The sequence below is a fragment of the Streptomyces sp. NPDC097619 genome (genome assembly GCF_040302735.1).
Classification (GTDB): Bacteria; Actinomycetota; Actinomycetes; order Streptomycetales; family Streptomycetaceae; genus Streptomyces.
In genome coordinates this window covers 1-14122 of the sequence record NZ_JBEOSD010000026.1, presented here as the reverse complement: position 1 = coordinate 14122, position 14122 = coordinate 1, and the positions used below count along the sequence as shown (strand labels likewise).

At 72.4% G+C, this 14122-nt stretch carries 10 protein-coding genes; 5 read left to right on the top strand and 5 right to left on the bottom strand.

Annotated features, from left to right (window positions below):
* Window positions 1-194 precede the first annotated feature (194 nt).
* Window positions 195-2579, top strand: a complete 2385-nt coding sequence (locus tag ABTZ17_RS10235; protein WP_502994635.1) for a chitinase C-terminal domain-containing protein — start codon at window positions 195-197, stop codon at window positions 2577-2579.
* Window positions 2580-2730: 151 nt separating this feature from the next.
* On the opposite strand, the gene ABTZ17_RS10230 is transcribed toward ABTZ17_RS10235, so the two are convergent.
* Entirely contained in the window at window positions 2731-3852 is a 1122-nt protein-coding gene (locus ABTZ17_RS10230) for an ROK family transcriptional regulator (protein WP_352195108.1), read from the bottom strand.
* Window positions 3853-3948: 96 nt separating this feature from the next.
* On the opposite strand from ABTZ17_RS10230, the gene ABTZ17_RS10225 reads away from it, so the two are divergent.
* The 3 genes from ABTZ17_RS10225 to ABTZ17_RS10215 all read left to right on the top strand — a co-directional run bounded on the left by ABTZ17_RS10225 (window position 3949) and on the right by ABTZ17_RS10215 (window position 7464).
* Window positions 3949-5172 (top strand): MFS transporter, encoded by a 1224-nt coding sequence (locus tag ABTZ17_RS10225; RefSeq protein WP_352195107.1) that lies wholly within the window; start codon window positions 3949-3951, stop codon window positions 5170-5172.
* Between the two features lie 51 nt (window positions 5173-5223).
* On the top strand, window positions 5224-6648 hold the full coding sequence (locus ABTZ17_RS10220) for a uracil-xanthine permease family protein (protein WP_352195106.1): 1425 nt from the start codon (window positions 5224-5226) through the stop codon (window positions 6646-6648).
* Between the two features lie 150 nt (window positions 6649-6798).
* Entirely contained in the window at window positions 6799-7464 is a 666-nt protein-coding gene (locus ABTZ17_RS10215) for a DUF5995 family protein (RefSeq protein WP_352195105.1), read from the top strand.
* A gap of 175 nt (window positions 7465-7639) precedes the next feature.
* Here the strand turns inward: ABTZ17_RS10215 and ABTZ17_RS10210 are convergent, their stop codons facing one another.
* From ABTZ17_RS10210 to ABTZ17_RS10195, 4 genes are all read right to left on the bottom strand, one after another.
* Window positions 7640-9349 (bottom strand): flavin monoamine oxidase family protein, encoded by a 1710-nt coding sequence (locus tag ABTZ17_RS10210; protein ID WP_352195104.1) that lies wholly within the window; start codon window positions 9347-9349, stop codon window positions 7640-7642.
* A 91-nt stretch (window positions 9350-9440) separates the two neighbouring features.
* The gene (locus ABTZ17_RS10205; RefSeq protein ID WP_352195103.1) at window positions 9441-10238 is read right to left on the bottom strand and encodes a carbon-nitrogen hydrolase family protein; all 798 of its coding nucleotides are present in this window, start codon (window positions 10236-10238) and stop codon (window positions 9441-9443) included.
* Window positions 10239-10498: 260 nt separating this feature from the next.
* The gene (locus ABTZ17_RS10200; RefSeq protein WP_352195102.1) at window positions 10499-10954 is read right to left on the bottom strand and encodes an Lrp/AsnC family transcriptional regulator; all 456 of its coding nucleotides are present in this window, start codon (window positions 10952-10954) and stop codon (window positions 10499-10501) included.
* A 10-nt stretch (window positions 10955-10964) separates the two neighbouring features.
* A complete protein-coding gene (locus ABTZ17_RS10195) occupies window positions 10965-12419 on the bottom strand; it encodes an amino acid permease (RefSeq protein WP_352195101.1) in 1455 nt (484 codons plus the stop codon).
* 454 nt (window positions 12420-12873) lie between these two features.
* Between ABTZ17_RS10195 and ABTZ17_RS10190 the strand changes: the two genes are divergently transcribed.
* Window positions 12874-13866 carry a GDSL-type esterase/lipase family protein gene (locus ABTZ17_RS10190; protein WP_352195100.1) on the top strand — a complete coding sequence of 331 codons (993 nt, stop codon included), beginning with the start codon at window positions 12874-12876 and terminating at the stop codon, window positions 13864-13866.
* The last annotated feature ends 256 nt before the right edge of the window (window positions 13867-14122 follow it).

Here is a 14122-nt window from a genome sequence, read left to right as displayed (position 1 = left end):
AGACCTATTGACGGGGTGGTCTAGTCCTCTTAATGTCTGGTTCACCTTCCGGGAGACAGCCCGACGGATGTGCGCACATCACGGGCCGATACACGCACCGCACGCACCACCTCTTCTGTTCGTTGTGTCCTGCCAACCTCCCCTCCCCAGGAGGCACGATGGTGCTGTCCCCCACGCGTACGAGGGCCACGCTGATGGCTACCGGAGCCGCAGTCGCCGGTCTGCTCTTCAGCACGCTCTCCGCGGGCGTCTCGCACGCCGCCGACAACGAGTCCTGTCGTCCCGACGGCCTCTACAAGACCCCCGGGGTAGACGTCCCCTACTGCTCGGTCTACGACACCCAGGGCCGCGAGAAGATGGGCGCCGACCACCAGCGCCGCGTCATCGGCTACTTCACCGGCTGGCGCACCGGCCGCAACGGTGAGCCCGCCTACCTCGCGAACAACATCCCGTGGAACAAGATCACCCACATCAACTACGCCTTCGCCCACGTCGCGAGCGACAACAAGATCTCCGTCGGCTCCGACAACGCGAACAACGCCGCCACCGGGATGACCTGGCCCGGCGTCGCGGGTGCCGAGATGGACCCGGCCCTCCCGTACAAGGGCCACTTCAACCTGCTCAGCAAGTTCAAGAAGCAGCACCCCGACGTCAAGACCCTTATCTCCGTGGGTGGTTGGGCCGAGACCGGCGGCTACTTCGACGACAACGGCAACCGGGTGAACTCCGGCGGCTTCTACTCGATGGCCACCAACGCCGACGGTTCGGTGAACACCGCGGGCATCAACACCTTCGCGGACTCGGCCGTCGCCTTCATCAAGAAGTACGGGTTCAACGGCGTCGACATCGACTACGAATACCCGACCACGATGAAGGACGCGGGCAACCCGCTGGACTGGCAGCTGGCCAACGCCCGCCGCGCCGGTCTGGTCAAGGGCTACGCGGTCCTGATGAAGACCCTGCGCGAGAAGCTGGACACCGCGGGCGCCGCCGACGGCAAGCACTACCTGCTGACCGTGGCCGCCCCGTCCTCCGGCTACCTGCTGCGCGGCATGGAGACGTTCCAGATGCAGCAGTACCTGGACTACGTCAACATCATGTCCTACGACCTGCACGGCGCCTGGAACGAGCACGTCGGTCCGAACGCCTCGCTCTTCGACGACGGCAAGGACAGCGAGCTCGCCGCGGCCGGGGTCTACGGCTCCCAGCAGTACGGCGGCATCGGCTACCTGAACACCGACTGGGCCTACCACTACTTCCGCGGTTCCATGCCGTCGGGCCGGATCAACATCGGTCTGCCGTACTACACCCGCGGCTTCAAGAACGTGCAGGGCGGCACCGACGGCCTGTGGGGCAAGGCCGCGGCCACCAGCTGCCCGGCCGGCGCGGGTCTGACCAAGTGCGGTGACGGCGCGATCGGCATCGACAACCTGTGGCACGACAAGGACACCAACGGCGCCGAGTCCCCCGCGGGCTCGAACCCGATGTGGCACGCCAAGAACCTGGAGAAGGGCGTCGTCGGTGACTACGTCACCAAGTACGGCTTCCCGGCGAACACCACGCTGACCGGCACCTACGCCCGCAAGTACGACTCCACCCTGGTGGCGCCGTGGCTGTGGAACGCCCAGAAGAAGGTCTTCCTCTCCACCGAGGACGAGCAGTCCGTGGCGGCCAAGGCCGACTACGTGATCGACCGCGGCATCGGCGGCACCATGGTCTGGGAGCTGGCGGGCGACTACTCGTACAACACGGCCAAGGGCCAGTACGAGATGGGCGACACGCTCACCACCCTGATGTACGACAAGTTCAAGGCGGCCACCCCGTACGGCGCCAAGAAGGCCGGTGGCACCCTGCCCACCCAGGCCGTCGACGTCAAGGTCGAGTTCAACGAGTTCAAGCTCGGCGACTCGAACTACCCGATCACCCCGAAGATCAAGATCACCAACAACACCAAGGCCACCCTGCCCGGCGGCACGGAGTTCCAGTTCGACTACTCGACCTCGGCTCCCAACAACGCCTCGGACCAGTCCGGCTTCGGCACCAAGGTGATCAGCAGCGGCCACACCGGCACCAACATCGGTGGCCTGAAGGGCGACTTCCACCGGGTCTCGCTGAAGCTCCCGGCCTGGCAGTCGCTGGCCCCCGGCGCCTCCGTGGACCTGGCCTTCAACTACTACCTGCCGGTGTCCACGCCCTCCAACTGGACCGTGAACGTCTCCGGCACCACCTACGCCCTGGCCGGTGACCTGGCCCGCGGCACCACCCTGGTGGACCTCGGCTCCGGCGGCACCACCGGCGGGACCACGGGCGGCACGACCGGCGGGACCACCGGTGGCACCACCGGCGGGACGACGGGCGGCACCACCGGCGGCACGACGGGCGGGACCACGGGTGGCACCACCGGCGGCACCACCGGCGGCACCTGCGCCAACCCGGCCTACGTGGGCGGCACCGTGTACAACAGCGGCGCCACCGTCTCCCACAAGGGCAAGAACTGGAAGGCCAAGTGGTGGACCCAGAACGAAGAGCCCGGCACCACCGGTCAGTGGGGTGTCTGGGAGGACCTCGGCGCCTGCTGATCCCGTGAGCGGATGCCGATGACGTGAGGACCCGGTGGCCCGGCGGCCACCGGGTCCGCGCGTTTCCCCGACCGACCGCGCCGACCACCGGGCCGACCCGAGGCGCGGCCGACAGGCCGACGGACCGCCGGGCCGACCGAGGGGCCGGGCCTCAGGCCCCGGAGCCGAACAGGGCGTCCTGGGCGGCGTCGCGGGCGATCAGGCGGGCCCCCTCCAGGACGGCCACGTCGCCGAGGTCCGTGGCCCGCACCTCGGTCGGCACCGGGCTGAGGGTACGCAGCCGGTCGGCCACCCGGGCGGCCAGCCCGGGGCCGCCCGCCCGCCCGAGGACCCCGCCCAGCACCACGCAGCCCGGGTCCAGCACCGCCGCGACCGCGGCCGCGCCCAGCGCCAGCCGCTCGGCCAGCTCCTCCAGGAAGTCCTCTCCCGCGGCCCCCGCCACCGCCTCCTCCGGGGAACCGGCGAAGCCGTGCCGGGCCGCCAGTGCGGCCACCGCCCCCCGCCCGGCGAGGGCGTGGAACCCGCCGTCGCAGCCCGTGGCCGAGGGCAGCCCGCCGGTGCCGGGCACCGGCAGGAACCCCAGCTCGCCGGCCCCTCCCGAGGCCCCCCGGCGCAGCCGCCCGTCCAGGACCACGGCGGCCCCCACCCCGGCGCCCAGCCACAGCAGGACGAACGAGTCGAGGTCGCGGGCGGCGCCGAGCCGCTGCTCGGCCACCGCGGCGAGGTTGGTCTCGTTCTCCACGAGCACCCGGGCGGGCAGCCGCGCCTGGAGCAGGGCGACCAGTTCGCGGTGCCAGGCCGGGAGTTTGGCGGTGTCGCGCAGTTCCCCGCTGTCGGGGGCCACCAGGCCGGGGGCACCGACCACCACGGTGTGCAGGGCGGCACCCGCCCCGCGGGCGGTCTCCGCCAGCAGTTCGACCGCGTCCCCGGCCGCCGCCACCGGCAGCTCCGCCCGCGCGACCGTGCGGCCCAGCAGGTCGGTGACCACGGCGGCCACGCTGTCGGTGCGCACGTCCAGGGCGGCCAGGTGGGCACGGTCGGCCACGATCCCGTACACCCGGGCGTTGGGGCCCCGGCGCTGCTCGCCGGACTCCCCCACCACCTCGATGAGTCCGGCCTCGGCGAGCCGGTCGACCAGATCGGCCACCGAGGGTCGGGACAGCCCGGTCAGGGACTTGAGCTGACCGGCCGTCAAGGGGCCCTCGTCCTGGAGGAGCCGCAGCGCCAGCCGGTCGTTGATGGCCCGGGCGGTGCTGGGGGAGGCAGGAGACATCGCGCGCACGTTCCAGAACCTATCGGGTGCGGTGCCGGAACCCGGTCCCGGCAAAGGGGTTATTTATCAGGCAGGTTCCCTGATAGTTTACCGCGCATGACTGGGGAACCCGACCTGAGCCCGGCACGGCTGCGCCGCGCCCGCTTCGCCATCGCCGCCGTCTTCTGCGTCCACGGCGCCGTCACCGGCAGCTTCGCCACCCGCATCCCGTGGATCCAGGACAACGCCTCGCTCGGCGCGGGCGCCCTGGGGCTCGCCCTGGCCTTCCCGGCCGTGGGCGCGGCCGTCTCGATGCCCTTGGCCGGCCGGGTCAACCACCGGCTCGGGGCCCGGCGGGCGCTCACCGTGCTGCTGGCCCTGTGGACCCTTTCCCTCACCCTGCCCTCGCTGGCCCCGTCCCTGCCGGTGCTCTGCCTGGCCCTGTTCCTGTACGGCACCTCCGCGGGCCTGTCGGACGTGGCCATGAACGCCCTCGGAGTGGAGACGGAGACCCGGCTCGGGCGCTCGATCATGTCCTCGCTGCACGGCATGTGGAGCGTCGGCGCCCTCCTCGGCTCCGCGGCCGGTACCGCGGCCGCGCACGCCGGCGCCGACGCCCGGCTGCACCACCTGACGGCCGCCCTGGCCCTCACCGCCCTGGGCCTGCTCGCCTGCCGCGGGGTCCTCGACCTGCGCAGCGCCCCCGACGAGGAGCCGCCCCCGCACTTCGCGCTGCCCCCGCGCTCCGCCGTGCTGATCGGCGCCGTGGGCTTCTGCGCCGTCTTCGCCGAGGGCGCCAGCCTGGACTGGTCCGGGGTCTACCTCAAGGACGTGCTCGGCACCGACGCCGGCCTCGCCGCCGCCTCCACCACCGCCTTCGCCCTGACCATGGCCGTGGCCCGACTCGCGGGCGACCGCGTGGTGGACCGCTTCGGAGCCGTCCGCACGGTCCGCACCGGCGGGGTCCTGGCCACGGTCGGCGGCCTGCTCGTGGTCGGCGTCCACCACCCGGCGGCCGCCCTCGCCGGCTTCGGCCTGATCGGACTCGGCATCGCCGTGGTCGTCCCCCTGGCCTTCGCCGCCGCCGCGCGCAGCGGTCCCGCCCCGGCCCAGGCCATCGCGGGCGTGGCCACGATCACCTACACCTCCGGCCTGATCGCCCCTTCCGCGATCGGCGCGGTGGCGGACACCACCTCCCTCGTGGTGTCCTTCGGCCTGGTGACCGCACTGGCCTGCGCCCTCATCGCGGGGGCCTCGGTCCTGCGGCCCGGGGGACGTACGGCCCCCGCCGCCCAGGCGGGTCCCGCACAGCAGGGCGAAACCTCCGCAATCCGGTCGTAAGATACCGACGGCCGCGCCGCGGCCGTTGCGGCCGATCCCTGGGAGTTGACGATGAGCCTCGGCGTGCGCTGGACCCTGCACGGTGACGGGCGGACCCCCGCCCCCGGCGCGGTGGTGCGGCCGGACGAGCGGCTGACCTGGCCGCGGACGGCGGGGCTCGGCGCCCAGCACGTCGTGGCGATGTTCGGGGCCAGCTTCGTGGCCCCGGTCCTGATGGGCCTGGACCCCAACCTCGCCATCATGATGTCCGGCATCGCGACGGTCATCTTCCTGCTCGCGACCCGCGGCAAGGTCCCCTCCTACCTGGGCTGTTCCCTGTCCTTCGTGGGCGTGGCCGCCGCGATCCGGGCCTCCGGCGGCAGCAGCGCCACCGTCACCGGCGCCGTGCTCGTGGTCGGCGCGGTGCTGTTCCTCGCGGGGCTCGCGGTGCAGCGGTTCGGAGCGCGGATCATCCACGCGGCCATGCCGCCCGTGGTGACCGGCGCGGTGGTCATGCTCATCGGCTTCAACCTCGCCCCGGTCACCGCGAGCACGTACTGGCCGCAGGACCAGTGGACCGCCCTGCTGGTGATGCTGTTCACCGGGCTCGCCGTGGTCTGCCTGCGCGGGTTCTGGTCCCGGATCGCGATCTTCCTCGGCCTGGTCTTCGGGTACGCGATCTCCTGGCTCTTCGACCTGATCTTCGGGAAGATCCACTCGACGGTCGGCGGACCGGAGGCCGTGGACCACTGGCGCCTCGACCTGTCGGGGGTGGCCAAGGCCGACTGGATCGGCCTGCCCTCCTTCCACGCCCCGTCCTTCGAGTGGTCGGCCATCCTGGTGGCCCTGCCCGTGGTCATCGCCCTGATCGCGGAGAACGCCGGACACGTCAAGGCCGTCGGCGAGATGACCGGCGACGACCTCGACGACAAACTGGGCACCGCCATCGCCGCCGACGGCGCCGCATCGATGCTCTCCACCGCCGTGGGCGGCCCCCCGAACACCACCTACTCCGAGAACATCGGCGTGATGGCCGCCACCCGCGTCTACTCCACCGCCGCCTACTGGGCCGCCGCCGGCTTCGCCCTCCTCTTCGGGCTCTGTCCCAAGTTCGGCGCCGTGGTCGCGGCCATCCCGGGCGGGGTCCTCGGCGGCATCACCGTCATCCTGTACGGCATGATCGGCCTGCTCGGGGCCCAGATCTGGCTCAACGCCCGGGTCGACCTGCGCAACCCCCTCAACCTGGTACCGGCCGCCGCGGGCATCATCATCGGCGTCGGCGGGGTCAAGCTGCAGATCAGCGACAACTTCGAACTGGGCGGCATCGCCCTGGGCACCCTCGTGGTGATCACCGGCTACCACGCCCTGCGGTACTTCGCCCCGGCCCACCTCAAGGAGCAGGAGCCGCTCCTCGACTCCGGGACCAGCGCCTACGACGCCCCCGGCCCGCAGGATCCGGCCGGACCCGCCGACCCGGCGCCGAAGTCCGGGGCCTGACCGGCCCCTCCCGGGCCGGCGCCCTCCGTCGCCCGCCTCCTCGCCCCGTGCCCGCCGGACCCCTCCGGCGGGCACCGGTCTTTCGCCCGAACCGGGGAAGCGCGCCGCCAACTCCCCCGCCCGGCGCCCGCCTGCTGCGACCCTGCCCCCATGGATGCGGTACTCACGCGGATGCGCGCCCTGGACGACCGGTTGCCCCCGCAGGACGGCGTGGCGGTCTTCAACCGGGTCTACCTCGCGGTCACCGAGGAGCTGCAACGGCGGATCTCCGCCGGGGAGTTCCCGGCCCGACGGACGGCGGCGGCCCTGGCCGTCCGCTTCGCGGACCGGTACCTCGCGGCGGTGGAGGCGGCGGCGGACGGCCGCCGCACCCCGGCCTGCTGGCGGCCGTTGTTCCAGTACCGGCGCCATCCGGGCGTCCGGCCGCTCCAGCACGCGCTCGCCGGGATCAACGCGCACATCGGGCACGACCTGGCCCTCGCCGTGGTGGCCACCTGTCACGCGCTCCGGGTGGAACCGCGGTCCCTGGAGCGGGACTTCGAGCTGGTCGGGGAGACCCTGATCACGTTGGAGGAGCGGATCCGGGAGGAGCTGATGCCCGGCCCGGACCTGCTCCAGATCGCCGATCCGCTGACCCACCTGCTGGGCTCGTGGAGCCTCCAGCGGGCCCGGGACGGGGCCTGGGCGGCAGCCCGGCTGCTGTGGACCCTGCGGGCCAGCCCGGAGCTGGCGGCCGAGTTCACCGACTCCCTGGACGCCGGGGTGGGGCTGGTGGGCCGCTGCCTGCTGGTCCCCACGCCCCGGGTCCCGGGCTGAGCGGTCCGGAGCCGCGCGCGGGCGGGACCCCGCCGGAACCGGACCCCGGGCATGGGAACGGGCCGCCGCCGTGCAGGCTCCGTGCGCACGGCGGCGGCCCGTGGTCGGGGGCCGCCGGGAAGGGTCCCGGGCGGGTCGGTGGGATCCCGGTGGGATCCCACCGGCCGGGGCGGGGTCAGTCCTCGGGGAGTTCCACCGGGGCGATCTCGTCGTAGCGGTCGCCGGGGCCCGGGTTGGTGGCGTCGGTGCCGCCGCCGAAGTGGTGCATCACGCCCCAGACCGCGTTGAGGGCCGTCTGCACGGCGCCCTCGGCCCAGCCGGCCGTCCAGGAGATGTCGTCGCCCGCGAGGAAGATGCCGCGCTTGTCCTCGGGCAGCCGGTCCTGCATGAAGTGCGTGAACAGGCGGCGCTGGTAGCGGTAGTGACCGGGGAGGTTGGCCTTGAAGGCGCCCATGAAGTAGGGCTCGTCCTCCCAGGACACGGTGACCGGGTTGCCGATGATGTGCCGGCGGATGTCCACGTTCGGGTAGATCTCGCCGAGGGACTTCAGCATGACCTCCATCCGCTCGTTCGCGGACAGCGGCAGCCACTTGAGGCTGTCGTCGCACCAGGTGTACGAGAGGCAGATCACGGCGGGCTTGTCCGGGCCGTCGTCCAGCAGGTAGGTGCCTCGGGTCATGCGGTCGGTGAGCGTCATCGACATGACGTCCCGGCCCGTGGGGTTCCCCTCGGCGTCGACGGCCTTGTCCAGCCAGAACGGCCGGTCCACGGGCACGAAGAGCTTGCTGGACTCCATGTAGTGGGTGCGCTCGATCGCCGTCCAGTGGTCGATCGGGAAGAGCGTGTCGTCGCACTCGATCTTGGACAGCAGCATCCAGGACTGCGCGGTGAAGATCGCGGCGCGGTAGGTGCGGATGTCGCCGGAGGCGTCGGTGACGGTGATCCGGTTGCCCGCGCTGCGGTGCAGTCGGGTCACGGCCGGACGCGGGGCGCCCTCGTGGAGGGAGGACAGCGAGGTGCCCTGGGCCCAGTGGACGATCTTCTCGGGCGCGCGCTCCCACAGGCGCAGCGGCAGCTGCTGGGAGCCGCCGACGATGCCGCGGTGGTGGTCGTCGGCCTCGGTGTAGACGACGCGCAGGATCTCCAGGATGGAGTTCGGGAAGTCGGTGTCCCAGCCGCCGGTGCCGAAGCCGACCTGGCCGAAGATCTCGCGCTTGCGGAAGGACTTGAAGGCCTCGGACTTGCAGAGGAAGCCGTAGAAGGTCTCGTCGTCGAGCTTCGCGACCAGCTCGGCCCAGATCTCCCGGATGCGCGGGACGTCCCGCTCGCGCATCGCGGTGTTCATGTCCGAGAAGTCGGCGCCCTCTTCGAGGCAGGCGTTCCACGCCTCGGCCACGTCGCGGTAGATCTGCGGGAGGTCCGCGATGGTCTCCGCGTAGTGGGTCTCGCCCTTGAGGTCCACGACGGTGGAGGGGGTGGCCTCGGCCAGCGGGTTCGGGAAGGGCTCGGTGACCAGGCCCACCAGGTCGATGTAGTGCTGGAGGGCGGTGGAGGACGGCGGGAAGCGCATGGCGCCCATCTCCGCGGTGAGGCCCTCGGTCTCGGGGCCCTCGAAGCCCACCGTGCGCAGTCGGCCGCCGATCTGGTCGGCCTCGTAGACCACCGGCTTGAGGCCCATCTTCATGAGCTCGTAGGCCGAGATGATGCCGGACAGGCCGCCGCCGATGACCGCGACCTCGGCGCCGTGCTCGGTGGCGGGTATCTGGCCCAGGCCGGCCGGGTGCGCGAGGAAGTCGTCGTAGGCGTACGGGAAGTCCGGACCGAACATGGTGATCGGCGGCTGGCCGTCGGTGTGCGGGACGGCGGTGGGCACCGTGGACGTCATGGGGTACGGCTCCTTGCGCGGGGGGTGGTGAAGGCAGGCAGGCAGGGGGGACCGGCCGGGACGGCGGCCGGTCCGGCGCGGGTCGGTCGGCTCAGATCAGCGAGGAGTACAGACCGGGGCGGCGGTCCCGCAGGTACGGGTTGTTCTCGCGGGAGGCGGCCAGCAGCTCGGGGTCGACGGTGCCGAACACGAGCTCCTCGCCGCGGCCGGCGCGGGTCCGGGTGACCCCGTCCGGGGAGGCCAGGCAGCTGAGTCCGACGAACTCGAACTCGCCCTCCGGGCCGGTGCGGTTGACGTACGCCACGTACATCTGGCTCTCGAAGGCCCGGACCGGCACCAGCTGCTCGGCCACGAACTGGAACGGGTGCATCTGGGCCGTGGGCACCAGCAGCAGGTCCGTCCCGGCCAGGGCGTGGGCGCGGACGTTCTCCGGGAACTCCACGTCGTAGCAGATCAGGAGGCCGATCTTCAGGCCCGCGTACTCGGCCTGGACCACCTGCGTGTCGCCGGGGGTGAAGCTGTCCTGCTCGAAACAGCCGAACAGGTGGGTCTTGCGGTAGTTCGCCAGCCGGGTCCCGTCGGGGCCGATCAGCTGCGCGGAGTTGTACACCGTGTCGCCGTCGCGCTCGGGGTAGCCGTAGAGGACGGCCAGCCCGTGCGTGCGGGCGATCTCCGCCACCGCGGCGGCCGCCGGTCCGTCCTGGGCCTCGGCCAGCACGGGGACGTCGGTGCCGATGGCGTAGCCGGTGAGGAACATCTCCGGGGCCGCCAGGAGTCCCGCCCCGCCCTCGGCCGCCGCGCGGGCGGCCTCGTCGAGCGCCTTCAGGTTCGCGGCGGTGTCGCCGAGCGTTCCGGAGCTCTGGAGGAGGGCCGTACGCAGCTGGGGCATGAGCGAACCTCTGGGGCAGGAGTGCTTTCGGGGGACCTTTAGACCGTACGGCGTGCCCTTCGGCCCGGACAAGGCACGACCATTGCGCGCGACTGAACGATTCGTTGCGCGTTTTGATCCCGAAACGGCGATTCGTTGCGTGGCGGACCCTCGGACACGCCGGGACACCGCCGCCCCGGACCCCCGTGGGGGTCCGGGGCGGGCGCCGACCTGCGGAAACGGCCGCCGCGACGGGCTCGCGACAGGGCCGGCGGAACGGCCTAGCCGGGGGCGCCGGAGGTGAAGCGGCGCAGCAGCGGGGAGAGCACCAGGACGGACTTGGTGCGCTCCACGAAGGGCTCGCCCGCGATCCGCTCCAGCACGCGCTCGAAGTGGCGCATGTCGGAGGCGAAGATCTGCACCAGGGCGTCCGCGTCACCGGTCACGGTGGACGCGGACACCACCTCGGGGTACCGCTCCAACCCCCGCCGGATGTCGTCCGGCGAGGTGTTGTGGCGGCAGTAGATCTCGATGAAGCCCTCGGTCTCCCAGCCCATCGCGGCGGGGTCCACCCGGACGGTGAAGCCGGTGATGGCCCCTTCCGCCCGCAACCGGTCCACCCGCCGTTTCACGGCGGGGGCGGACAGGCCGACCTCGGAGCCGATGTCGGCGTAGGAGCGGCGGGCGTCCTCAGCGAGGGCGTGGACGATGCGTTCGTCGAGGTCGTTCAGTCGCAAGACAAGCGGTTCACTTCTGTGCGGAGGCCAATGCGGAGCGGCGCATGCCGTACAGGAAGTAGAACACGACGCCGGCCGCCATCCAGAGACCGAAGACGGTCCAGGTCGCGGCGCGCATGGTGTACATGAGGTAGGCGCAGAAGAGGAAGCCGAGGATCGGGGTCACCGGGAAGAGCATCACCTTGAAGGTGCGGTTCATCTCGGGGCGCTTCCAGCGCAGGATGATCACGGCGATGTTGACCAGGGCGAAGGCGAAGAGGGTGCCGATGCTGGTGGCGTCGGCCAGCTCGCCGAGCGGGATGAAGGCGGCCAGGGCCCCGCAGAACAGCGAGACGATCACGACGTTGGCGCGGGGGGCGCCGGTCTTCGGGTTCACCTTCGCGAACACCTTCGGCATCAGACCGTCGCGGGACATCGCGAAGAGGATGCGGGACTGGCCGTAGAGCACGGCGAAGACCACGCTGGCGATGGCGATCACGGCGCCGGCCGCGAGGACCACGCCCCAGAAGCTCTGGCCGGTGACGTCCTTCATGATCTGCGCCAGGGCGGCCTCGGTGCCCTCGAACTGCTGCCAGGGCAGGGCGCCGACGGCGACCACGGCGACGAGCACGTACAGCACGGTCACGATCAGCAGCGAGATCATGATCGCGCGGGGCAGGTCCCGCTTGGGGTTCTTGGCTTCCTCACCCGCGGTGGAGGCGGCGTCGAAGCCGATGTACGAGAAGAACAGGGTGGCCGCGGCGGCGCTGATGCCGGTGATGCCGAGCGGGGCGAGGGGGGTGTAGTTGCCCGCCTTGATGCCCAGGAAGCCGATGCCGATGAAGAGCAGCAGGGTGACGATCTTCACGCCGACCATGATGGCGTTGATGCGGGCGCTCTCCTTGGCGCCGCCCATCAGGAAGACCATCGCCATGAGGACCACGACCAGGGCCGGGAGGTTGATGAAGCCGCCCTCGCCCAGCGGGGCGGAGACCGCCTCGGGGATGGTGACGCCGATGGTGCCGTCGAGCAGCTCGTTGAGGTACTCGCCCCAGCCGACGGCCACGGCCGCCACGGAGACGCCGTACTCCAGGATCAGGCACCAGCCGCAGATCCAGGCGATGAGCTCGCCCATGGTGGCGTAGGCGTAGGAGTACGAGGAGCCGGCGACGGGGATGGAGCCGGCGAGCTCGGCGTAGGAGAGCGCGGAGAACAGCGCGGTGAGGCCCGCGATCACGAAGGAGATCGCCACGGCGGGGCCGGCGAGCGGGGCCGCCTCGCCGAGGACGACGAAGATGCCGGTGCCCAGGGTGGCGCCGATGCTGATCATCGTCAGCTGCCACATGGTGAGCGAGCGTCGCAGCGAACCGCCCTCGCCCTGACCGCCCTCGGCGACCAGCTGCTCCACCGGCTTGCGGCGCAGGAGCGGGTTGCGGGGGCCGGCGGACGGGGACGGGAGGGGTGGCGCCTGGCCGTGGTCCAGCACGGGGTGACTCCTTGTCGCTGCGGGAGGGGGATGGCGTCGACCGCGGCGATCCGGAGCAGGACACGACCCTGCGGGTCGGTCCTGAACGAGGGCAGGAGCGAGCCGGAACCGCCGAGCAGGCGGTCCGCGCCACTCCAGGTACAGCGAGTGAGCCTACGAGCTGGGGGTTCCCGCCCGTAATGCACCATCCTTGCATATTCGTGCACGATCATTGCGCGATCCGATCCGAACCGGACCTTTGTTGCGCATCGACGATCGATCACTGCGTGGTCCAGACCATGACACCTCTCTTGACACTCCGTCAGACATCCCGCAGGGTGCGCCCTCCGGACCGTCCTGCCAAGGCCGTCGCGAGCCGGGCCGGCACCGCGTGGACCCCGGCCCTCCCGGGCAGACCCGGAACGTGCGCGACGGCGCGGGGACCGGCCCCGTACCCGGCGATCGGAGGCGAGCGGTGAGCGAGCACTGGCTGGACCCCAGCCCCTTCCTGCGCGGGGTGGCCTGGCTGGCGGACGGCGGCCGGGCGGTGCGCGCCGACCCCGCCGACACCATGCGGCTGCCCTGGGACACCCAGGCGCGGGCCGCGCTGCCCATCGGGGTCCGACTGGAGTTCGCGGCCGGGCCCGGCACCACCGCCGTGGAGGTCCGCTACCGGACCTCCGACCCCGGGCCGCCCGGCGGACTCGGGCACGTCTTCGCCCTCTGGAACCGTCACGGCCTGCTGCGGGAGCTGGTCACCGAGCCCGCCGGGGAGGGCGTGGTCCGCCTGCCGCTGCCGCCCGGCCGCGGCCCGTACACCGTGTACCCGCCGGAGGGGCGCGGTCCGGTGGTCCTGGGCGTCCGCGGCACCGGGGGCCCCCTCGCGCCCGCCCCGGCCGCCCCCCGCTGGCTGGTGCACGGGGACTCCATCACCGAGGGCTGGTGGTCCACCCGCCCCGCGCACGGCTGGCCCGCGGTCACCGGGCGCGCCCTCGGCCTGGACACCGTGAACCTGGGCTACGCCGGCGGGGCCCGTGGCGAGCTGCCCACCGCCGAGCAGCTGGCCACCCTCCCCGCCGACCTGATCACCCTGGCCTTCGGCACGAACTGCTGGTCCCGCATGCCGTACTCGGTACCGCTGCTCTACGAGACCACCCGGGTCTTCCTGGAGCTGGTCCGGCAGGGCCACCCCGGGACCCCGCTGCTGCTGGTCTCGCCCGTACTGCGCCCGGAGGCCGAGGCGGAGCCCAACCGGCTCGGCGCCACCCTCGCGGAACTGCGCGCGGCCATGGAGCGGGCCGTGCGGGACCGCGTCGCGGCCGGTGACCGGCGGCTGGCCCTGCTGCCGGGCCTGCCGTTGCTCGGGCCGGGGCACCTGGCGGACGGGCTGCACCCCAACGACGAGGGCCACGCCCGGCTCGGGGAGGCGGTGGCGGGGGCCCTGCGCACGGCCGGCTTCGCCTCCTGACCGGCCTCCCGCCCCGGCCCGGCCCGCCCCCCCGGCCCCTTCCCGGCGTCCGCCCGACCGAGCCTCCGGCGCCCCGGGAAACGCCGCCGCCCCCGCCCGTCCGGGAAGGGACGGGCGGGGGCGGCGGAAGGGCGTGCGCGGGGCTCGGGAGCCCCTGGCGACTAGGCCGTGTCTTCCGGATCTTGCCTGGCCCGCGCCGCCTGGCACCGCACCTCGCGGCGTTGCCGGAAAGCCTGATTACGTCCAGTAGGCAGGC